General features: G+C 59.0%; 17 protein-coding genes. 12 read left to right on the top strand and 5 right to left on the bottom strand.

The genetic code is table 11. From position 1 onward, the window contains the following. Positions 1-31: 31 nt before the first annotated feature. On the top strand, positions 32-1,321 hold the full coding sequence (gene cytX, locus IV01_RS02765) for a putative hydroxymethylpyrimidine transporter CytX (protein ID WP_032631264.1): 1,290 nt from the start codon (positions 32-34) through the stop codon (positions 1,319-1,321). Here cytX and IV01_RS02770 read toward each other — a convergent pair. Next, entirely contained in the window at positions 1,290-2,036 is a 747-nt protein-coding gene (locus IV01_RS02770; RefSeq protein WP_032631262.1) for an RsiV family protein, read from the bottom strand. The two genes, cytX and IV01_RS02770, sit on opposite strands and share 32 nt — an antisense overlap. A gap of 208 nt (positions 2,037-2,244) precedes the next feature. Here IV01_RS02770 and IV01_RS02775 point away from each other — a divergent pair, with 208 nt between their 5' ends. The 10 genes from IV01_RS02775 to IV01_RS02820 all read left to right on the top strand — a co-directional run bounded on the left by IV01_RS02775 (position 2,245) and on the right by IV01_RS02820 (position 14,068). After that, complete coding sequence (locus tag IV01_RS02775; protein ID WP_032631261.1) at positions 2,245-2,862, top strand: NUDIX domain-containing protein; 618 nt, start codon at positions 2,245-2,247, stop codon at positions 2,860-2,862. Further along, positions 2,853-3,305 carry a DUF1249 domain-containing protein gene (locus IV01_RS02780; RefSeq protein ID WP_032631260.1) on the top strand — a complete coding sequence of 151 codons (453 nt, stop codon included), beginning with the start codon at positions 2,853-2,855 and terminating at the stop codon, positions 3,303-3,305. Before IV01_RS02775 ends, IV01_RS02780 begins: the two co-directional genes overlap by 10 nt. Before the next feature lie 318 nt (positions 3,306-3,623). Further along, the gene (gene cpdA / locus IV01_RS02785) at positions 3,624-4,400 is read left to right on the top strand and encodes a 3',5'-cyclic-AMP phosphodiesterase (RefSeq protein ID WP_195758822.1); all 777 of its coding nucleotides are present in this window, start codon (positions 3,624-3,626) and stop codon (positions 4,398-4,400) included. A gap of 96 nt (positions 4,401-4,496) precedes the next feature. Next, positions 4,497-5,114 carry a YqiA/YcfP family alpha/beta fold hydrolase gene (locus IV01_RS02790; RefSeq protein ID WP_032631256.1) on the top strand — a complete coding sequence of 206 codons (618 nt, stop codon included), beginning with the start codon at positions 4,497-4,499 and terminating at the stop codon, positions 5,112-5,114. A 175-nt stretch (positions 5,115-5,289) separates the two neighbouring features. Next, positions 5,290-7,194, top strand: a complete 1,905-nt coding sequence (gene parE, locus IV01_RS02795; RefSeq protein ID WP_032631255.1) for a DNA topoisomerase IV subunit B — start codon at positions 5,290-5,292, stop codon at positions 7,192-7,194. Between the two features lie 677 nt (positions 7,195-7,871). Next, positions 7,872-8,825, top strand: coding sequence for an esterase-like activity of phytase family protein (locus tag IV01_RS02800; protein WP_032631253.1), 954 nt, complete (start codon positions 7,872-7,874; stop codon positions 8,823-8,825). Then, a complete protein-coding gene (locus IV01_RS02805; RefSeq protein ID WP_032631252.1) occupies positions 8,822-9,343 on the top strand; it encodes a retropepsin-like aspartic protease family protein in 522 nt (173 codons plus the stop codon). Before IV01_RS02800 ends, IV01_RS02805 begins: the two co-directional genes overlap by 4 nt. Positions 9,344-9,353: 10 nt before the next feature. Beyond that, positions 9,354-11,618 (top strand): DNA topoisomerase IV subunit A, encoded by a 2,265-nt coding sequence (gene parC, locus IV01_RS02810; RefSeq protein ID WP_032631251.1) that lies wholly within the window; start codon positions 9,354-9,356, stop codon positions 11,616-11,618. Positions 11,619-11,797: 179 nt separating this feature from the next. Then, the gene (locus IV01_RS02815; RefSeq protein ID WP_032631249.1) at positions 11,798-12,493 is read left to right on the top strand and encodes a PqiC family protein; all 696 of its coding nucleotides are present in this window, start codon (positions 11,798-11,800) and stop codon (positions 12,491-12,493) included. Positions 12,494-12,919: 426 nt separating this feature from the next. Then, a complete protein-coding gene (locus IV01_RS02820) occupies positions 12,920-14,068 on the top strand; it encodes an acyltransferase family protein (RefSeq protein ID WP_032631248.1) in 1,149 nt (382 codons plus the stop codon). A 117-nt stretch (positions 14,069-14,185) separates the two neighbouring features. Here the strand turns inward: IV01_RS02820 and IV01_RS02825 are convergent, their stop codons facing one another. Then, a complete protein-coding gene (locus IV01_RS02825; RefSeq protein WP_032631247.1) occupies positions 14,186-15,745 on the bottom strand; it encodes a HAMP domain-containing protein in 1,560 nt (519 codons plus the stop codon). Between the two features lie 130 nt (positions 15,746-15,875). On the opposite strand from IV01_RS02825, the gene serB reads away from it, so the two are divergent. Continuing rightward, complete coding sequence (gene serB / locus IV01_RS02830) at positions 15,876-17,090, top strand: phosphoserine phosphatase SerB (RefSeq protein WP_032631246.1); 1,215 nt, start codon at positions 15,876-15,878, stop codon at positions 17,088-17,090. 154 nt (positions 17,091-17,244) lie between these two features. Here serB and IV01_RS02835 read toward each other — a convergent pair whose 3' ends face one another. The 3 genes from IV01_RS02835 to rhdA form a co-directional block, all read right to left on the bottom strand. Beyond that, positions 17,245-19,029: a hypothetical protein gene (locus IV01_RS02835; RefSeq protein ID WP_032631245.1), complete on the bottom strand. Its 1,785-nt coding sequence runs from the start codon at positions 19,027-19,029 to the stop codon at positions 17,245-17,247. 259 nt (positions 19,030-19,288) lie between these two features. Beyond that, positions 19,289-20,158, bottom strand: a complete 870-nt coding sequence (asd, locus tag IV01_RS02840) for an archaetidylserine decarboxylase (RefSeq protein WP_195758821.1) — start codon at positions 20,156-20,158, stop codon at positions 19,289-19,291. A 33-nt stretch (positions 20,159-20,191) separates the two neighbouring features. Next, positions 20,192-21,007 carry a thiosulfate sulfurtransferase gene (gene rhdA, locus IV01_RS02845; RefSeq protein WP_032631243.1) on the bottom strand — a complete coding sequence of 272 codons (816 nt, stop codon included), beginning with the start codon at positions 21,005-21,007 and terminating at the stop codon, positions 20,192-20,194. Positions 21,008-21,038 lie beyond the last annotated feature (31 nt).

The following is a 21,038-nucleotide window of genomic DNA, read 5'->3' as shown; positions in this document are numbered from 1 at the left end:
TGTTCCATCAAGTCATATTGCGAGCGCACCCATGACCACCCCAAGCACCTACTCACCCGATTCCCCCGTCCCCGCCGACAAACGCGTCTTCGGCGGGCGGGATCTGTTTTCGTTGTGGTTCTCCCTTGGTATCGGCCTGATGGTCCTACAAACCGGTGCCTTGCTGGCGCCGGGGTTAGGGATGTCGGGTTCGTTGCTGGCGATTTTCCTGGGCACGCTGGTTGGCGTGTTGCTGCTGGCCGCTGTTGGTGTTATTGGCAGCGACACCGGCCTGTCATCCATGGCTGCGCTCAAGCTCAGCCTGGGTACCAAAGGCGCGTCCTTGCCTGCTTTGCTCAACCTGCTGCAACTGGTGGGTTGGGGCTCTTTCGAAATCATCGTCATGCGCGATGCCGCCAGCTTGCTGGGCACGCGGGCCTTTGGCGAAGGCAGCCTGTGGACCAGTCCGCTGCTCTGGACGCTGTTCTTCGGCGGTCTGGCAACGTTGCTGGCGGTCAGCGGACCGCTGACGTTTGTCCGGCAGATTCTGCGCAAATGGGGCATCTGGCTGCTCTTGGCCGCATGCCTGTGGCTGACCTGGAACCTGTTCGCCAAGGCTGATCTGCCGGCGCTCTGGGCTCAGGCCGGTGATGGTTCTATGCCGTTTGCCGTGGGTTTCGACATTGCCATCGCCATGCCGCTGTCGTGGCTGCCGCTGATTGCCGATTATTCACGCTTCGGCAAGCGCGCGAAGAATGTCTTCGGCGGCACGGCGCTCGGCTTCTTTATCGGTAATTTCTGGCTGATGAGCCTGGGTGTGGCGTATACCCTGGCGTTCGCGCCAAGCGGTGAAGTCAACGCGTTGCTGCTCGCATTGGCGGGGGCTGGGCTGGGGATTCCGCTGCTGTTGATCCTGCTCGACGAATCGGAGAATGCCTTTGCCGATATTCACTCGGCGGCAGTCTCCAGCGGGATGCTGTTGCGGTTGAAAGTCGAGCATCTGGCCTTGGCAATTGGTGTGCTCTGCACGCTCATCGCCTGCTTTGCGCCCTTGGCGCAATACCAGAACTTCCTGTTGCTGATCGGTTCAGTGTTTGCGCCGCTGTTTGGCGTGGTGCTGGTGGATCATTTTGTGTTGCGTGGACGCAGCAGCCAGGCATCAGTGGTCGGGTTTCGCTGGATGACCTTACTGGCCTGGCTGGGCGGGGTCAGCACCTATCACTTGCTGGCCAATCTCTACCCGGATGTCGGCGCAACACTGCCAGCGCTGATTGTCGCTGGCGTGCTGCAATTGCTGTTGGGCAAACGCCTCAACCGCGGCCGGGGAACAGTTCCGGTTTGAGGATGCCATTGAGCTGCGGATAAGGAATCTTCAGCTCGATGTGGCCCATGGAGTACGGAGCAATGGTGTCCACCTGATATTTCAGGATGAACGCGCCGTAGGTCAGGGCGATGTGCGGGGTGCGCTTGAATGGCCAGGTTTTCTGGAAGTCGGCGTCTTCGTTGAGCTTGCTCGACACCAGCCAGCCCTGATGCGCCAATTCAGCTTTCTGCCAGAACTCGGCTTCTTTGCCCGGGACAATCATGTCCGCCAGGGTCAGTACTTTCTGCTGCTGGCGTGAGTAGTTGATGAACGCACGGCCTGGAGCACCATGGGCGCCGCCGGTGTCCAGATAGCTCGACAGCTCGACGACCACGATACCGTCATGCTGCTCGCGTACCTTGGCTTGCAAGTAGCTGGCGTTGCGGCCTTGTGAGTCGCGCAGATACTGCTCTTGATAATCCTTGAGCGTAGCGGGCACTGGACCGCCTGCATCGCTGCGGGTCAATTGCAGCAAGGTTTTCTGCACGATGGCGTCGAGCTTGGGCTCATCGGCGAAATGCACCGTGTCGATATTGACCAGCGGACAATCGGCTGTGGTGCAGCCCGGCTTGATCAGCTCGGATGCGTCGCGCTGCACTTGCAGCGGTGCCCGGAAGTTGGGTTGGAACAGGCTCTGACAAGCGCCCAGCATGAGTGCCAGGCAAGCCAGTGAAGCGATCCTCAATAACGACATGTTGATCCTTTGCGGTGGCAATGAAGACGGTTACGTTGTTCGAGTGCAGGCTGCTTGGACTGCAAACAATGGCATCGGTTCGCCGCTGGGCGGATTAGAGTTCGTTTCGCTATTGGCCGTCTACCCTGCATCTTCAAGGGGGCTGCATCTGATTGGCGATGCGCGTTAGGATGGCATCACGTTACGATTTGCCCGAAGCGAGAACTCCATGACTGAACCGACCCGATCGACCCCTACTGCTTTTGAAATAACCAGGCGCGAGAACTGCTTCCAGGGCTTCTACAAACTGGACAAATTGTATCTGCGTCACGAGCAGTTCGCTGGCGGCATGGGTACTGAAATCAGTCGCGAGCTGTTCGTACGCCACGACGCAGTCTGCGTGCTGCCTTACGACGCTAAACGTGACGAAGTGGTGTTGATCGAGCAGTTCCGGGTGGGCGCGCTGGAGAAAACCGCCAACCCATGGTTGATCGAACTGGTGGCCGGACTGATCGACATGGCGGAAGAGCCAGAAGAAGTTGCTCACCGCGAAGCAGAAGAGGAAGCTGGGATTGCCTTCAGTGCGTTGTGGCCAATCACCAAATACTTCCCGTCTCCCGGTGGCAGTGACGAATTCGTTCACTTGTTCCTGGGGCACTGTGAAAGTGAGGGGGCCGGGGGATTGCACGGGCTGGAGTCAGAGGGTGAAGATATCCGTGTCACGGTTTGGTCATTTGATGACGCACTGCAAGCCGTGCGCGATGGGCGAATTATGAATGCACCTTCAATCATCGCCCTGCAATGGCTGGCATTGAACCGCACCGAAGTCAGGGGGTTATGGTCGTGAATCTGATGCGCGAGCGCTATCGAGTTGATCTCGCCGGGCTGCAAGCAGCCTGCGAGGCCAACTATGCGCGCTTGATGCGTTTGCTCCCCGACATGCGCAACGCCCAGCGCTCACGCCGGGTGGCCGTCACCCAGGGTGATCAAATGCTTGGCGTACTGGCCGTCGAAGTACTGCTCGATTGCCCGTACACCACTACATTGCAAGTGCGACAGGAACACAGCCTGCCCTGGCTGCCGGTGCCGAGTCTGGAAGTGCAGGTCTATCACGACGCACGCATGGCCGAAGTCATCGGCGCTGAACACGCCCGACGCTTTCGCGGTATCTATCCGTATCCCAATGCGCAGATGCACCAGCCGGATGAGAAGGCTCAGCTGAATCTATTTCTGGGAGAGTGGCTGAGCCATTGCCTGGCGTGTGGGCATGAGTTTGAGGCGGTGCGGTAACAGGTCGAGGCCAACTCTCAACGATCTGAAATGAACCCGATTCTGTAGGCGCGAGCTTGCTCGCGATAGCGGCGGGTCAGAAATTAATTTCTTTTCAGAGATACCGCATCGCGAGCAAGCTCGCTCCTACAGGGTTCTGTGTTTGCTGCGCGACAGTTCGGGATATCCTCCAGAAACGCAGTGTCTGAGGAGCCACCCTTCACAACTGCGACCCACCGCTCATTCCCGGATTTGCCCACCCGCGAGCTTCCCACCATAATCGCCATACTCTGCCCAAGGAGATGGCTTTTGCCCAACGTCCCCGTTTCAGACTCAGTTCTGCTGGTCCAGCTGTCCGACAGCCATTTGTTCGCCAAGGCGGATGGCACGCTGCTGGGTATGAAAACCCGTGAGAGTCTGCAAAAAGTCGTCGAGCTAGTGCTGACCGAGCAGCAGCGTGTGGATCTGGTGGTTGCCAGTGGCGATGTTTCGCAAGACGGCAGTGTCGAGTCATACGAGGCTTTTCGGCAGCTGAGCGATCAGATTGACGCGCCCAAGCGCTGGTTCCCGGGTAATCACGATGAATCCGTGGAGATGCTCCAGGCGGCGCAGCAGAGTGAATTGCTCGACCCTGTCATCGACATCGGCAACTGGCGCGTCACCTTGCTGGACTCTTCAGTGCCTGGTTCGGTGCCTGGTTATTTGCAGGATCAGCAGCTGCAGCTATTGGTGCAGGCCCTGAGTGAAGCCCCGGAACGCCATCATCTGGTCTGCCTGCATCACAATCCGGTGCCCATCGGCTGTGCCTGGATGAACCCCATTGGCTTGCGCAATCCCGATGCGCTTTTCGCGGTGCTGGAGCGTTTTCCACAGGTGCGGGCGGTACTTTGGGGGCACGTTCATCAGGAATACGACCAGATGCGTGGTGACGTAAGGCTGTTGGCTTCTCCATCGACCTGCATCCAGTTCGCGCCGGGCAGTGTTGATTTCAAGGTCGACACTACGGCGCCGGGCTACCGCTGGCTGCGTCTGCACAACGACGGACAGCTGGAAACCGGTGTTTCGCGGGTGGTCGGTCTGGATTTCGAGGTGGACTATGGCGGAGAGGGTTACTGATCTTTTTCCGTGGAAACATTCCTGAGCGAGTCTTTCGCGGTTAGTCCCTGTAAACTGCGCGGCTTTGCACCACTCAGTGCTCCAGGAGCGGACGGCGTGAACTCTGATAAACCCACTCTGCTTTATATCCACGGCCTGAACAGCTCGGCGCTGTCGAAGAAAGCCACCCAGCTGATCGCCTTGATGCAATCGCTAGGGTTGAGTGAGCAGCTGCGCGTACCCGAATTGCACCACCATCCGCGTCAGGCCATGGTTCAGCTGGAATCGGCCATCTCGGAGCTCGGTCGCCCGCTGCTGGTCGGCAGCTCGCTCGGCGGCTACTATGCGACTCACTTGGCAGAGCGGCATTGCCTCAAGGCTGTATTGATCAATCCGGCCGTCAATCCGCATCAGCTGTTTGACGGGTTTGTCGGTACCCAGCAGAACTTCTACACCGGCGAAACCTGGGAGTTGACTCGCGACCATGTTCACGCGCTGGCGGAGCTGGAAGTGCCTGCTCCCAAAGATCCACAGCGTTACCAGGTCTGGCTGCAGACTGGCGATGAGACCCTTGATTATCGGCGCGCCGAAACGTTTTACCGAGCCTGCGCATTGCGTATCCAGGCGGGTGGCGACCACAGTTATCAAGGTTTTGCTGCCCAGTTGCCGGCCCTGTTGAGTTTTGCCGGATTTGCGCCTGAATTGATGCAGTCAGCACCTATTTCGACGCTGTAACCCGATACATGTATTTCCCTGTGGGAGCGAATTCATTCGCGGATGCGATGCCAGGCCTGACGAGTTTTCTTGGATTAGCCGGCCCCTTCGCGAATGAATTCGCTCCCACACGGTAGAGCGGCATAGTTAGACAATGATGCCCCGTAACCCCACGAACAACTGATGATGAGACCCCATGGCCACTCCCAGCGCTAGCTCTTATAACGCAGACGCCATCGAAGTCCTCTCGGGCCTCGACCCGGTTCGCAAGCGTCCGGGCATGTACACCGATACCTCGCGGCCGAACCACCTTGCCCAGGAGGTAATCGACAACAGCGTCGACGAAGCCCTGGCTGGTCATGCCAAGTCGGTGCAGGTCATTCTGCATGCCGATAATTCCCTGGAAGTTTCCGACGATGGTCGCGGGATGCCGGTGGACATTCACCCGGAAGAAGGTGTTTCGGGTGTCGAGCTGATCCTCACCAAGCTTCATGCTGGCGGCAAGTTTTCCAACAAGAACTACCAGTTCTCCGGTGGCCTCCATGGCGTGGGTATCTCGGTGGTCAACGCGCTGTCGACCCTGGTCAAGGTACGGGTCAAGCGCGATGGCAACGAATACGAAATGACCTTCGCCGACGGCTACAAAGCCTCGGAGTTGGCCGTGGTTGGCACCGTAGGCAAGCGCAATACCGGCACTAGCGTGTACTTCGCGCCGGACCCTAAGTATTTCGATACACCGAAGTTTTCCGTCAGCCGCCTCAAACACGTGCTCAAGGCCAAGGCTGTGCTGTGTCCGGGCCTGCTGGTCAGCTTCGAAGACAAGGCCAGCGGCGAGAAAGTCGAATGGCATTACGAAGACGGCCTGCGTTCTTACCTGCAGGATTCGGTCAGCGATTTCCTGCGCCTGCCGGACGAACCATTCTGCGGCAGTTTTGCCGGCAATAAAGAAGCGGTCGATTGGGCCCTGCTCTGGCTGCCGGAAGGTGGCGACAGCGTTCAGGAAAGCTACGTCAACCTGATCCCGACCGCGCAGGGCGGTACCCACGTCAACGGTTTGCGCCAGGGTTTACTGGATGCAATGCGCGAGTTCTGCGAATACCGCAACCTGCTGCCCCGTGGCGTGAAGCTGGCCCCTGAAGATGTCTGGGAGCGGATCGCGTTCGTCCTGTCGATGAAAATGCAGGAGCCGCAATTCTCGGGGCAGACCAAAGAGCGCCTTTCTTCCCGTGAGGCGGCAGCCTTTGTGTCTGGTGTGGTCAAGGATGCGTTCAGTCTGTGGCTCAATGCCAACTCCGACCTGGGCATGCAGTTGGCAGAACTAGCGATCAACAACGCCGGTCGTCGTCTCAAGGCAAGCAAGAAAGTCGAGCGCAAGCGCATCACTCAGGGACCGGCATTGCCAGGCAAACTGGCGGACTGCGCCGGGCAGGACCCGATGCGTTCCGAGCTGTTCCTGGTGGAGGGTGACTCTGCGGGTGGCTCGGCCAAGCAGGCGCGAGATAAAGAATTTCAGGCGATCCTGCCTTTGCGCGGCAAGATCCTCAACACTTGGGAAGTCGATGGTGGCGAAGTCCTCGCCAGCCAGGAAGTGCACAACATTGCCGTGGCGATCGGCGTTGATCCCGGCGCGGCAGACATGAGTCAGCTGCGTTACGGAAAAATCTGCATCCTGGCCGACGCCGACTCCGACGGTTTGCACATCGCCACGCTGCTGTGCGCCTTGTTCGTCCAGCATTTCCGACCGCTGGTGGACGCTGGGCACGTGTATGTCGCCATGCCGCCGCTGTATCGCATCGACCTGGGTAAAGACATCTATTACGCGCTGGACGAAGCCGAGCGCGACGGGATTCTTGATCGTCTGGTCGCCGAGAAGAAACGCGGCAAGCCGCAGGTCACACGATTCAAAGGCCTGGGCGAAATGAACCCGCCGCAGTTGCGCGAAACCACTATGGATCCCAATACCCGCCGTCTGGTGCAATTGACCCTGGACGATTTCGCCGCGACTTCGGAAATGATGGACATGTTGCTGGCGAAAAAACGTGCTGGTGACCGCAAAAGCTGGCTGGAGTCCAAGGGCAACCTCGCCGAGGTCCTGACTTGATGCCAGGCACCCCGGTGTCCCTGACACCGCGCTATCGCGCCAACCCCGTAGGAGCGCGCTTGCCCGCGATGGCGTCAGGTCAGTCGATGCATGTGGCGACTGATCAACCGAATCGCGAGCAAGGTGGAACGCCACCCCGGTCCTCGTACAGGTTTACGCAACCTGTAGGAGCTCACGAGCAACGCGAGGCAGCGATGGCGGTTTGTCTGACACACCGCATCGCGGGCGTCGTAACCTCCGTGCGCTCCTACAGGGTTTTGCAATCAATACGCGAAAGTGTCGCAGACCTCGGCCCTGTAGGAGCGCGCTTGCCCGCGATGGCGTCAGGTCAGTCGATGCATGTGGCGACTGATCAACCGAATCGCGAGCAAGGTGGAACGCCACCCCGGTCCTCGTACAGGTTTACGCAACCTGTAGGAGCTCACGAGCAACGCGAGGCAGCGATGGCGGTTTGTCTGACACACCGCATCGCGGGCGTCGTAACCTCCGTGCGCTCCTACAGGGTTTTGCAATCAATACGCGAAAGTGTCGCAGACCTCGGCCCTGTAGGAGCGCGCTTGCCCGCGATGGCGTCAGGTCAGTCGATGCATGTGGCGACTGATCAACCGAATCGCGAGCAAGGTGGAACGCCACCCCAGTCCTCCTACAGGGGAGCTGTGGTGGCTGGGTTGCTTGCAATGTTGCTGGCTGGCCCGGCTTTCGCAGTCCCTCTGGAGCAGTTAAAGCTGGTGTCTGAGCATCCGGTGGATGCCATGGTCGGCGGCAATCTGTCGGGGTTGGCGGTTTGCAACGGTCAGTTGTGGGCGATTTCTGATCGTGACGACAACGTGCTTTATCGCATGGACAGGGCGCAAACCGTCTGGCAGGCGCAACCGGTGGCCATTGAGGTGCCGGATGTGCCGGAAAGTGATTTGCCGGTCAATTTGCGATCTATGGCCAAGCTTTCGTCCTACGTGCGCGGCGGTAGTCTGGATTTCGAAGGCATCAGTTGCGACGCGCAAGGCAACAAGTACGTGGTGAGCGAGGCCCACGCCGAGGTGCTCAAGGTGCCTGTCGAGGGCGCCCCTGTCTGGTTGAAACTGCCTTCGGAACTGGTGGCTCAGGCCCGTGCCAAGGGCATGCTGCAACACTTCAACGCTATTTTTGAAGGTCTGGCGATCAGCCCCGAAGGTGATCGCCTGTGGCTGGCCGCTGAGCGGGATCAGCGCGGTTTACTGGTGGTGAGCCGCGAAGGTGACGGTTGGCGCTGTAAGGGCAGCTGTGTCTTGCGTACCGAACCGGGCAAGGAAGTCCTGCCGCCCCAGGTGGGCGGCAAGTCCGTATCACGAGATTTCGCTGACCTGTCGCTGTTCAACGGCAAGCTTTACGCCCTTGAACGCTCGGCCTACCGCATCTGTCGTCGTACCCTGCAAACGGGCGCTACCGAGCGCTGCTGGTCTTTCTCCGCGGAGGCACTCAAGCCCAATCGGCTTTACGAGCAGCGCTTTGGCCTGACCGAGGCGCTGGTCGTCGACGAGACAGGCGCCTGGATAGGCGTCGACAACAATTTTGGTGAGCGCGCCGATGGCGAGAAACGCCCGATTGTCTGGCGTTTCGCAGGGCCAGCCGGCGGCTGGAGCGAACGACCATGAGTCAGCAACCTCCCGGTAAGCGTGCGGGGAAGGTGTTGATGATTCTGGCCTGGGCCGCGGCGCTATTCCTGGCGACGCGGTTTTTTGGTGAGTGGGAACAGCGGCAGGAAAATCCCAACGCGGTCGTCACCTCGCAACACGGTGATGGTTACATCGAAGTGCAATTGGTGGGCAATCGCCAGGGGCATTTCGTCAGCACGGGCAAGATCAACGATCATGTCGTGCAGTTTTTGCTGGATACCGGTGCTACCGATGTGGCGATTCCGGGCGAGGTGGCTGAAACCTTGCAGATGCAACGGGGTGCGCCTGTCTGGGTCAGCACCGCCAATGGCCGCAGCGAAGGCTTTCGAACTTCCATCGAGCGTCTGCAACTGGGCGATATCGTCCTGAACAACGTGCGCGCCCTGGTGGTGCCCGGTCTGGACGGAGAACAAGTGCTGCTAGGCATGAGCGCAATGAAACAACTCGAATTCACTCAGCGCGGCGGCACCATGCTGCTGCGCCAGACAACGAAATAATGAGGCACGCATGAGCGACTCCCTTGACCTCAGCCTGGATGGCGTAGAACGCCGATCACTGGCTGACTTCACCGAACAGGCCTACCTCAACTATTCCATGTACGTGATCATGGACCGTGCCTTGCCGCATATCGGCGACGGCCTGAAGCCGGTACAGCGGCGCATCATCTACGCGATGAGCGAACTGGGCCTGGACGCGGACTCCAAGCACAAGAAGTCGGCACGTACTGTCGGCGACGTGCTCGGCAAGTTCCACCCCCACGGTGACTCGGCCTGTTATGAAGCCATGGTGCTCATGGCCCAGCCCTTCAGCTACCGCTACACGCTGGTAGACGGCCAGGGTAACTGGGGTGCGCCGGATGATCCGAAATCCTTCGCTGCCATGCGCTACACCGAGGCGCGGCTGTCGCGTTATTCCGAAGTGCTGCTCAGCGAGCTGGGCCAGGGCACGGCAGACTGGGTGCCAAACTTCGATGGCACCCTGGACGAGCCGGCTGTTTTGCCTGCACGTTTGCCGAACATCTTGCTCAATGGCACCACCGGCATCGCCGTGGGTATGGCCACTGACGTACCGCCACACAACTTGCGGGAGGTCGCCACAGCGTGTGTGCGACTGCTCGACGAGCCCAAGGCGACCGTCGCGCAACTCTGTGAACACATTCAGGGGCCGGATTACCCGACCGAAGCGGAAATCATCACCCCTCGTGCCGACCTGCTGAAAATGTACGAAACCGGCAAGGGCTCGGTGCGTATGCGTGCCGTTTACCACGTCGAAGACGGCGACATCATCGTCACCTCGCTGCCGCATCAAGTATCCGGTGCCAAGGTACTGGAGCAAATTGCAGCGCTGATGCAGGCCAAGCCTTCCAAGGCGCCGCAGGTTGCCGATCTGCGAGATGAGTCCGACCACGAGAATCCGTGCCGCATCGTGATCATCCCGGTCAACAGCCGGGTCGACCACGAAGCGCTCATGCAGCACCTGTTCGCCAGCACTGATCTGGAGTCCAGCTACAGGGTCAACATCAACATCATCGGTCTGGATGGCAAGCCGCAGCTGAAAAACCTGCGTGCCCTGCTGGTCGAGTGGCTGGAATTCCGCGTGCGTACAGTGCGCCGCCGCCTGCAATTCCGCCTTGATAAAGTCGAGCGTCGTCTGCACCTGTTGGACGGCTTGCTGATTGCCTATCTCAACCTGGATGAAGTGATCCAGATCATCCGGACCGAGGAGCACCCGAAGGCGAAGTTGATCGAGCGCTTCGAGCTGACCGAGATCCAGGCCGATTACATTCTGGACACACGTTTGCGTCAGTTGGCTCGTCTGGAAGAGATGAAGCTGCGCAACGAACAGGATGAACTGAATAAAGAGCGTACCAAGCTGATGGCTTTGCTCGGCAGCGAAGCCAAGCTCAAGAAGTTGGTGCGTACCGAACTGATCAAGGATGCCGAAACCTATGGCGATGATCGCCGCTCGCCAATCGTGGAGCGTGCCGAAGCCAAGGCAATGACCGAGCACGACCTGCTGCCGAATGAAAAAGTGACGGTCGTGCTTTCGGAAAAAGGCTGGGTTCGCTCGGCCAAAGGCCATGACATCGACGCCACCGGGCTTTCCTATAAAGCGGGGGATGGTTTCCAGACCGCTGCGATGGGCCGTTCCAACCAATATGCCGTATTCATTGACTCCACCGGGCGCAGTTATTCGCTGGCGGCGCATACCCTGCCGTCGGCACGAGGCCAGGGCGAGCCGTTGACCGGCAAGCTCCAGCCACCACCAGGTGCGACTTTTGAGTGCGTGTTGCTACCTGAAGACGACGCCCTGTATGTGATTGCCTCGGACGCCGGTTACGGCTTCGTGGTCAAGGGCGAGGATCTGCAGGCCAAGAACAAAGCCGGTAAGGCGCTGCTGAGCCTGCCTAAAGGCGCTAAAGTCATGTTGCCGCGGACCGTGGCGGATCGTGAGCAGAACTGGTTGGCGGCAGTGACCACTGAAGGTCGTCTGCTGATCTTCAAAATCAGCGATCTGCCGCAGTTGAGCAAAGGCAAAGGTAACAAGATCATTGGCGTGCCAGGCGACCGTGTAGCGAGTCGCGAGGAATATGTGACGGATATCGCCGTGATCCCGCAAGGCGCGACCCTGGTGCTGCAGGCGGGTAAACGCAACCTGTCGCTCAAGCCTGATGATCTTGAACATTACAAGGGCGAGCGGGGGCGGCGGGGTAATAAGTTGCCTCGTGGCTTCCAGCGCGTAGATGCCCTGTTAGTGGAAAACGCTTCTTAATGGTGATTTAGAGCTATCGGTCTTCGTTTTGCCACGAAGATCGACGCATAATCGCTGGAGTCATAGCGCATATTCACGGATGATATGACGTCTTGAGGTGCCAGCGTGGCTGAGTGCCTGCACGAATTTGTGAGTATTTACACTGTGGATCGCCTGATGGCAGCCACCTGGATGGGATGATGAATCTTCTACGCCTTCCCGTTGTTTTGTTGATGACCGGTGTTTTGGGTCTGGCTGGTTGCAGTACGCACCAGCCGACTGCGCTTTATCAGCTCGACAGTGGAACGCCCGGCCAACCAACACGCACTACTGGGTTGGCTGTTCTGCTCGGCCCGGTTTCGGTAGCCGATTACCTGCAACGCGAAACCTTGTTGCAGCGCCAGCCTGATGGGAGCTTGACTGCCTCGACCGATGGTCGTTGGGCGGGCAGTCTCTCTTCGGACATTGATCAATTGCTGTTGCGCCAATTGGCCTGGAAACTGGACAGCCAGCGCGTTGTGCTGGCCCCGGCAGTTGCCAACTTCACCCCTGATGTTCAGGTAGTGTTGTCCATTACGCGTCTGGACTCCGGGACGAAGCAGCCGGCGATTCTGGATGCGCAATGGCGCTTGCTGGATCGCAAGGGTCAGGTCCGTGACAGCCGCATCGTTCACCTCGAAGAGCTGCATGCCGGCACGTCTGCCGATCAGGTGCGGGCGCAAGGTGTATTGCTGCAGCGCCTTGCTGATCAGCTGAGTTCTGCTGTGAAGCCGATTTCCTGGCAGCCCGTGGAAGAGCCGAAGAAGGCTCCAGTGGCCAAGGCCAAAGAGCCTGAAAAACCCAAGATCCCAATGGCCTCCCCGATTCGTACTGATCTGGAAGTGTTTCGCTTCTAGGTTCGAGAAAAAGCCCGCAGCGATGCGGGTTTTTTTATGTCTTCGTGGCAGCTTTTTTGTAGGAGCGCACGAGCACCGCGAGGCCGCGATGACGATGTATAAGGTAGATGGCTTTTTTGTCGCCGTCTCTTCATCCGTGGGAGCGAGCTTGCTCGCGAAGAGGGCAGGACATCCGAAACATTTCTGTAGGCAGAGACTTTGCCTTCGCGAGCAAGCTCGCTCCCACGCTGAATATGTTGGCTGGGCGATAGAGCAGGGTATTGCCAACCTTGACAGCCCCCGACCGGCTGCCTAACGTAAGGGCCTCGCATCACTCCCTTCTTCATCTCTCGTTTTGCCGCGCCTGCATTCAAGGTGCTGCGGTAGCCATGCCGCCTTTCTGCAAACAAGCCCTGCGTTAAATACCTGCTCCCTCGGAGTGCAGCCATGAATGCTATTCATCGTTTCGACGTGCTCGACAGTTTTCGGGGCATCTGTGCCGCGTGCGTTGTGTTTTTTCATATCCAGCTGGTCAGCGGCTTTACCGAGTCGGTGTTCATTCGCAACGCCGACTTGCTGGTCAATTTCTTTTTCGTGCTCAGCGGTTTCGTGTTGTCTTACGCCTACGGCAGTAAAAAGCAGCTGAATTTCCGAACCTTCCTCATTTCCCGGACGTTCCGGCTGGTGCCGTTGCATTGGCTGATGCTAGCGGTCTTTGTGCTACTGGAAGCCTTGAAAGTGCTGGCGATCAAAAAAGGGGTGGCGTTGAATTACGCCCCCTTTACCGGTGCGTTCGCGCCATCGGAATTTCTGCCGAACCTATTGCTGGTGCAGGCCTGGACGCCGTTGACTGAAACCATGTCTTTCAACTATCCGTCGTGGAGTATCAGCGTCGAGTACTACATGTACCTGATCTTCGCGGCCTTGATGCTATTCAGTGGGTCGATGCGTCATTGGATCTGGGGGGTGGTCTCGATCACGGCGTTTGCGTTGCTTTTCGGCCATGTGCCGGTGCTGACCGAGCGAGCGCTGAAAGGACTTTCATGTTTTTTTGCTGGAGCATTGACCTACCGGCTGTTCGCCCCTGTCAGTCGAAGCTGGAAGCCTGATGCGAGGCTGATGACCTGCTTTGAGGCGGCCGCGCTGATCAGCGTTGCAGGGGTCAACAGCACGCGCTTTGCCAATCAGTCGCTGGTGGCCAGCCTGCTGTTTTGTCCGGTGGTGTTTATCTTTGCCTTCGAGGCCGGTCGGTTGTCGAACCTCTTGAAGGCGCGGCCGTTAGCGTTGCTGGGCCGCTTGTCCTATTCGATGTACATGACCCACGTGGCGGTTCTGTTCTGCCTGATGTCGGTGTTCATCGTCCTCGAACAGCGCACCGGCCAGCAATTGACGACGATTTTCGAAGGGCGGCGATATCTGAATACAGGTAGTGCGCTGGGCAATAGCCTGCTGGCCATCGCTTTCTTTCTGGTCGTCGTGATGGTGTCGGTGGTGACCCACCATTACATCGAGGTGAAGGGGCAGGCTTTGGGGCGCAGATTGATTGAGTGGCGGGGGAGGAAGGTCAAAGCGGCAGGAGTGGGGGCGACTGAATGACGCCGTTTTCCTGTAGGAGCGCACGGAGGTTACGACGCCCGCGATGGCGGCGTGTCAGGCAGACCGCCATCGCTGCCTCGCGGTGCTCGTGAGCTCCTACAGTGGAAGGAGTGACTATTAGGCCTTGCGCGTCTCGTGCATGCGCGCCAGCTGGCGCTCGAGCATTGACGGGTATGGCTCCATCAGGCGCTCGACGCAGCATGCGCCTTCGGGGCTGGCGATAGGGCGAATACGTGCACGCTGGCGAACCAGTGGGTCGTCGTTGATCTTGCGTTCTACCAGCAGCAGATTGCGGCTGTGCTGAGACAGCGCCAGCGCATCCTGAGCGGTCTCTGTCAGTAGCAGGTCGATCTGGTTCAGACCTGTCAAACCTTCGCCCAGTGTCAGGCCCAGTTGCAATTGCAGGGTGATTCCACTATCGGCCACTTCAATTTGCAATGCATGGCTCAGGGCGCGCAACAGCTCCCCGCAGCAGATTGCATTGGTCAGGTAGTCGTCGCCGCTTTCCTGGCTGTGGAACAGCATCAGAGTGCTGCCGTCATTCAGCGTATGCAGCTCGCCTTCGTACAGTGAAGACGCCTGATCAAGGCAGTCGCGATAACGCTGCAGCAGGTCTGTCAGGCGCGCCCGAGGCAGGCGACGCAGTTGATCCTGGGAACCCAGTTGCACTGCGAGCACCGCACTGGGTTGCGGAATGCTGGGCACAACCGCGGCCTTGCTGACGACGGGCGCCGGGCTGGCGTTGTCGCGCAGATCGGCAAATGGATCTTCGCCGTCATCGTCTTCTTCATCTTCTTCGGCAACCAGGCGACGCTGTATCGGCGGCGCTGGCAGGCGCGGAGTCTTGGGCGATTCGTCGAAACCCGGCTCGCGCTGACTGCGACCCTTGGTCACCGGTGCAGGCTCATCGTCGCCATCCAGATACGGGTCGTCGGACTCCTCTTCGGCGTACTCCGGTTCCGGCTCGGGCTCAGGTTCCGGAATAGGGGGTGCGAAAGAGGTGCGCAGTTGACGCGCCAGATCGCCGATTTCATCCTGACGCTCGACCGCCGGAGTGTACGGGTCGATATCACGCAGCCAGACCCGCAGCTGCAGCAATGGCGTGGAAATGTGACGGCCCAGACGCAAGCTCAACGCCAGAGCCAGCGCCAGCAGAATCCCGGCAAGAATGCCCATGCTCTGCAGGCTGATGGTCATCGGCTGCTGGAACTGCGACATGTCCAGGCTGATGCGCAGATGCCCGGCCATGACATCCTGGAAGGTAATCTTGATCTCATACAGGCCTTCGGCTTCGCCCAGCAGTCCGTTTTTCGGACGCTGGCCGGCTTCGGCGAGGATGCGATTATCCACGCTGTAAATGGCGGCGTGCGCAACCAGCGGGTTCTTGACCAGATTGCCCAGCAGCACGTTGAGGCTGAGGATGTCGTTGGACACCAGCAGCTCCGTGGCGGAGGTTGCAGTTTGCGTGGTTAACGCCTGACCCAGCGCATCGGCTTGCTCATGCATGGCCTGCTTGAACTGCAAACCCATGACGCCGGCGTAGATCACCAGCGCCAAGGCGACGAGGATCACGTTATGGCTGGCAATGCGCAAAGCAATCGGGACACGGCGATGACGCAGTGCACGGAAGATGAGCAGGAAGAAATTATCGGTTTTAACTGGCGTGGGCCGGTTCACTGAGCACGGCTCTTTCGGTGAAGTTCGCGCGCAGTATAACGACCGACCCAGTAGCGGCAAAGCGCTGCCTGTGCCCGATGGTCACTGAAAGTGGTTAGAATGCGGTTTTTTTCCACTGCTGGGGTGTCCCTTGCGCGAAATCGTCCTGATTAACATCACCGGTGAAGACCGTCCCGGTCTCACTTCGGCCATCACTGGCGTGCTTGCTCAAGGCGAGGTGAACATCCTCGACATTGGTCAGGCGGTGATCCACGACACCTTGTCGTTCGGCATCCTGGTGGAAATTCCGGGAACCGAGCAGGGCGCTTCGGTCCTCAAGAAACTCCTTTCTACAGCGGCGAGCCTGGATCAGCAGGTGCGCGTCACGCCGATATCGGAAGACGACTACCAGCACTGGGTCGATAGTCAGGGCCACTCACGGCATATCGTGACGCTGCTCAGCCGCAAGGTGACCGCCGAACAACTTCAGCGCGTCACCGCGATCACGGCGCAATTTGGACTCAATATCGACAAGATCGATCGCCTGTCTGCGCGGACACCGCTGGATGCTCCCACTGACAGAAGCAAGGCATGCATTGAGTTTTCAGTGCGTGGCGAGCCTTCCGATGCCCAGGCTTTGCAGGCTGAGTTCCTCAGCGTTGCTCATGAGCTGAACATTGATATCGCGTTCCAGCAGGACTCACTGTACCGCCGCAACCGTCGTCTGGCAGTGTTCGACATGGACTCGACGCTGATCGAAGCCGAAGTGATCGATGAACTGGCCAAGGCTTACGGTGTGGGAGATCGGGTGTCGGAAATTACCGAGCGCGCCATGCGTGGGGAGCTGGATTTCCGTGCCAGCTTCAAAGAGCGGATGGCCTTGCTCAAAGGTCTGGATGTCAGCGTGCTGGATGAAATCGGCGCGTCGCTACGCCTGACCGAGGGTGCCGAGAACCTGTTCGCTGAACTCAAACGCCTGGGCTACAAGACGGCGATTCTGTCGGGTGGCTTTAGTTACTTTGCCAAGCAGGTCCAAGCGAAGCTGGGTATCGACTACGTGTTCGCCAATGAGCTGGAAGTGGTGGATGGCAGATGCACCGGTGTGGCTGTGGAGCCGATTGTCGACGCCCAGCGCAAGGCTGACTTGCTGCGCGAACTGGCGGCCAAAGAGGGGCTTAGCCTGGAGCAGACGATTGCTGTGGGTGACGGCGCCAACGACCTGCCGATGCTGGCCATTGCTGGTCTGGGCGTTGCGTTCCGGGCCAAGCCTTTGGTCAAACAGTCGGCTAAACAGGCCATCTCGACCTTGGGCCTGGATGGCGTCCTGTACCTGCTGGGCGTCCGGGATCGGGAAGGGCGGGGCTGACTTAGGGGAATATTCTGTGACGACGTGGGACCGGCTTTGGCCGGGAAGAGGCCGGGACATCCGCAACATATTCATTGACTGAAATGCCGCCTTCCCGGCTAAAGCCGGTCCCACGTCGTCATATTCCCACATTGGAATTCGGTGTCGTCTGTGCCTACAACGACGACCACAACGAATCAAATTCCTGATCCGCTTTTGGTCCGCCGCTTGCGGAGCCGGCGGGGGCTTCGAAGGTTTGGTATTCGAACTGGTTGTAGCTGCCACTGCTGGCCCGCTGATTGCCCAGCAGACCGCGCAGTTGTTCGCCGGCGATGTTGATGATCACGCTGTGACCTTCCTTGAACGGCAGGCGCGGGGCCAGTATCGTGGCGGGCTGTTCCATGGCGCGGACTTCCGGCAGCATCAGTGCACGCATGAACGGGCTGTTCTGACCGTCACGCACGATCTGCAAGCCACAAGGCTGGGCGAGGGGAGCGATCAGCTCGATGCCCATCTGTGTCCCGCCACTCCGAACCTGACGCACCCAGCGTATGACCGCGATGCTCCAGCCTTGCCCCGCGTAGTCCTGAATCCCGACCAGCTCGCCCGCTTGCAACTGCGGCGGCACTTCCTTGGGCCATGCCAGGCAATAGCCACCGGGGCTGTGATTGACGATGTGCAGCTCGAAGATCGGGAAACCTTGCTGTGCATTGGAAGCCGACTCGCCGCCGTCAGCCTCGGCTTGCTGATACTCGATTTCCTCATACGGCAGCATATGTTCCGAGGTATTACCACGCTGGGAATCGAAAGCGTTGCCCCAGGGGTCATCGGTTTTATCGCTGACCAGTTCGAGTTTGAACTCTGCTGCTTTAGGTACCGGCATTTGCAGCATTTCGCTGAATGACCGCTCGCCGGCCAGGAAGTAGTGCAAGGCGCTCATACCAATGCACAGGGAGAGCTGGCCTTGCCCTGGGGTGCGCTGGAATGTTCTCTCGGCGACGTCGCCCCAGACCACCGCCAGATGTTGCAGAAACTCGGTGGTGAAACCTGGCGGCACCAGCAGCGGTAGCTGTGAGCGTTGTTCGGCGGGCGTCTCCAGGTAGCGATTGATCATCGCCGAAAGGGCCTGAGTGTTTATCCCCAGCAGACTGGCGTGTTGCTCTTCAGGGAAGAGTGACTTGTAAAGCGGCGGCTTGTCCTGTTTGGCCGATAGCGCGAACAGGCTGCTTTCGTCGACAGGTGATTGCAGACGCACCAACGGGCTCCACGCATCGAGCACCTCGGCCAGGCGCCCGATATTGAGCTGGCGCATTTGGTTGCAGCGCGAGCAACCCATCATCAGGCCGATGATGTAGGTTTGCTCGACGGTCAGTGCACGGGTGTGGCTGGCTTGTTCGTCATTGACCGGCAGATTCTGCAGTTGATGCTGGCAAGCGATCAGGTAGAGCTGATGCAGTTCGACCCAGAGACCGTCCTGCACAGGACAATACAGTTGAGTGGCGCGAATCAAGGGACCATTGAGGCAGTGCAGTGCACGTTGCAGTGCGGTGGTCAGCAGCGGGACCCGGTCTTTTGTCAGCCGTGCACTGACTCGCTCAACGATCAGTTTGTAGCCGACGGCCAGATGATTTTGCAGCGCCTGACACAGGTTGGCGACCTTGCGTGGACGCTCATCGAGTACCACAGCCTGATTGAGAAAGTGCCGCTCCAAGTGCTTGCACACGAAATAGACTTCGGGGCGAAGCAGTTCGAGCAATTGCAGGCGGTTGTCGCTGGGCGTCAGCAGCTGATTGAGCTCAGAGAGGCCCTGGTAGAGTTGGCGGGCGGTTTCGCCAAGGTTTGCTTTGGGCAGCGTTGAAATCCAGCGCTTGAGATCCTTGGGAGTGGCTTCACAGAATGTCAGGCTCGACTGCGTTGGCGTAGGCACACGCAACAACACAGGAAGGCTCAAATTACTCATGTGACAGGCTGACTCCAACTACCTACTCTGGCCCGAACGGCTGCTTTAAACGATGCATTCATCAATTCCCGTGACAGAAAGTGATAGCTGCATCGATACAATTCGAAATTTCCTACAGCGCCGATGCTGGACTTTAACAGCATCAGCCTTGCGCCGCAGCCCTCCGGGTCGGTCCAGACCTGCCGAAGCGGACCAGCGGACGCCTTTGGAGCTGCTCACAGCTTCAATAGTGGCACGCACTGCCACTATTGCAACCTTCTCAGGCCTCGACAGGTAATGCCAGGGCCTGGCCCATACGGACCGGCGAGGTTGCCGCGAGTTGCTCAGCCCACTTCACCTGATTCGGACCAAACAGGACGATGGCCGTGGACCCCAGCTTGAAGCGGCCCATTTCTGCACCTTTCTCCAGGTGAATAGGGGCGCGTGCGGCTTCGTCGTAGCGAAAGGTTTTCAGTTCGCGTTTAGGCGGTGTCACCAACCCGGCCCATACCGTCTCGATGGACGCAACGATCATGGCACCCACCAGCACAACGGCCATCGGCCCGCGCTCGGTGTCGAACACGCAGACGGCGCGTTCGTTTTGGGCGAACAACTCAGGTACGTTTTCCGCTGTGGTCTGATTGACCGAGAAAATCCGGCCGGGGACGTAAACCATCTCCCGCAGGGTGCCGGCCAATGGCATGTGGACCCGGTGGTAATCCTTGGGCGAGAGATAAACCGTGGCAAATTCGCCACCCATGAACGGCGCAGCCAGTGCGGCATCACCACCGAGCAGTTCAAGTACGCTGAAGCTGTGGCCCTTGGCCTGGAAAATACGGCCTTGTTCGATCGGGCCCAGTTGGCTGATTGCGCCGTCTGCCGGGGACAGAATTGCGCCGGGGGTTTCATCCAGTGGACGTGCGCCGGGTTTCAGCGCGCGGGTGAAGAAGGCGTTGAAATGCTCGTAGGCAGCCAGGTCCTCAACCAGTGCCTGAGACATGTCCACTTGATAGCGGCGAGCGAACCAGGCGGTGAAGGCATTTTTGAACCAGCGAACGCGACATTCGGCCACGCAGCCCGCCAGACGCGACAGGAGATGGTGAGGCAGCAAATACTGGCTGAGGATAAACAGACGCTCTTTCATCAAAATTCCTAACGTATTCGTAATAAGTGTTCAGGTCGATCAGCGCTCTACAGGCGTGTCCGGGTGATTGCCCCATTCGCCCCACGAGCCTGCGTAGCCTTTGACTCTCGGGTAACCCAACGCTTTGGCCACCAGGTAAGTGAAGCCGGAGCGATGGTGGGTCTGACAGTGGGTAATGATTTCTTTATCGGCGGTGATGCCCAGGCTGTCGAGAATTTCGGCGATGTCTTCACGGATGCGCAGATTGCGCGCCGGATCCATGCCTGCAGTCCATTCGAAATTGACCGCGCCGGGGATGTGACCGCTCTTGGCGGCGAGGACTTTCTCGCCTGAATATTCGGTTGGTCCACGGGCGTCCCAGATTGCCAGATCAGCAGCCCCGAGGCGACTTTGCAGGTACTCGCGGGTAGCAGTCGGTTCCGGGTGCAGAATCAACGGGACTGATTGCCCCGCAGCCGCCGGAACCTCGGTGGATAAAGGCAAACCAGCAGCCTGCCAGGCGAGCAAACCACCGTCGACGTAGTGGTAATGGCTGTGGCCAATTACATCCAGTAACCAAATAAACCGTCCGGCCCAGCCGCCGCCTTCGTCGTCATACACCACATACACAGCATCGGGGTTGTGGCCCAGCTCACCGAATAGCGCTTCAAGATCCGCTTTGGCCGGAAGCAGGCCGGGTGCAGGTGGCAATCCCAGTTGAGTGCGTTTGGGGTCAACGAACCGCGAGCCGGGTAGGTGTCCGGCGTCATAGCGAGCGCGGCTGGTGAGATCTACGAGGATCAACTGCGGCGATTCAAGGCGTTCGTTGAGGTCGCTTGGCTCGATAACCAGCGGCAGGCCGGAGAATACGGACATGTGCAGCCTCCAATAAAAAAGTGCCGAATTG

Source organism: Pseudomonas syringae, assembly GCF_000737245.1.
GTDB classification, from domain to species: domain Bacteria; phylum Pseudomonadota; class Gammaproteobacteria; order Pseudomonadales; family Pseudomonadaceae; genus Aquipseudomonas; species Aquipseudomonas syringae_J.
This window is presented reverse-complemented; position numbering and strand designations above follow the sequence as displayed.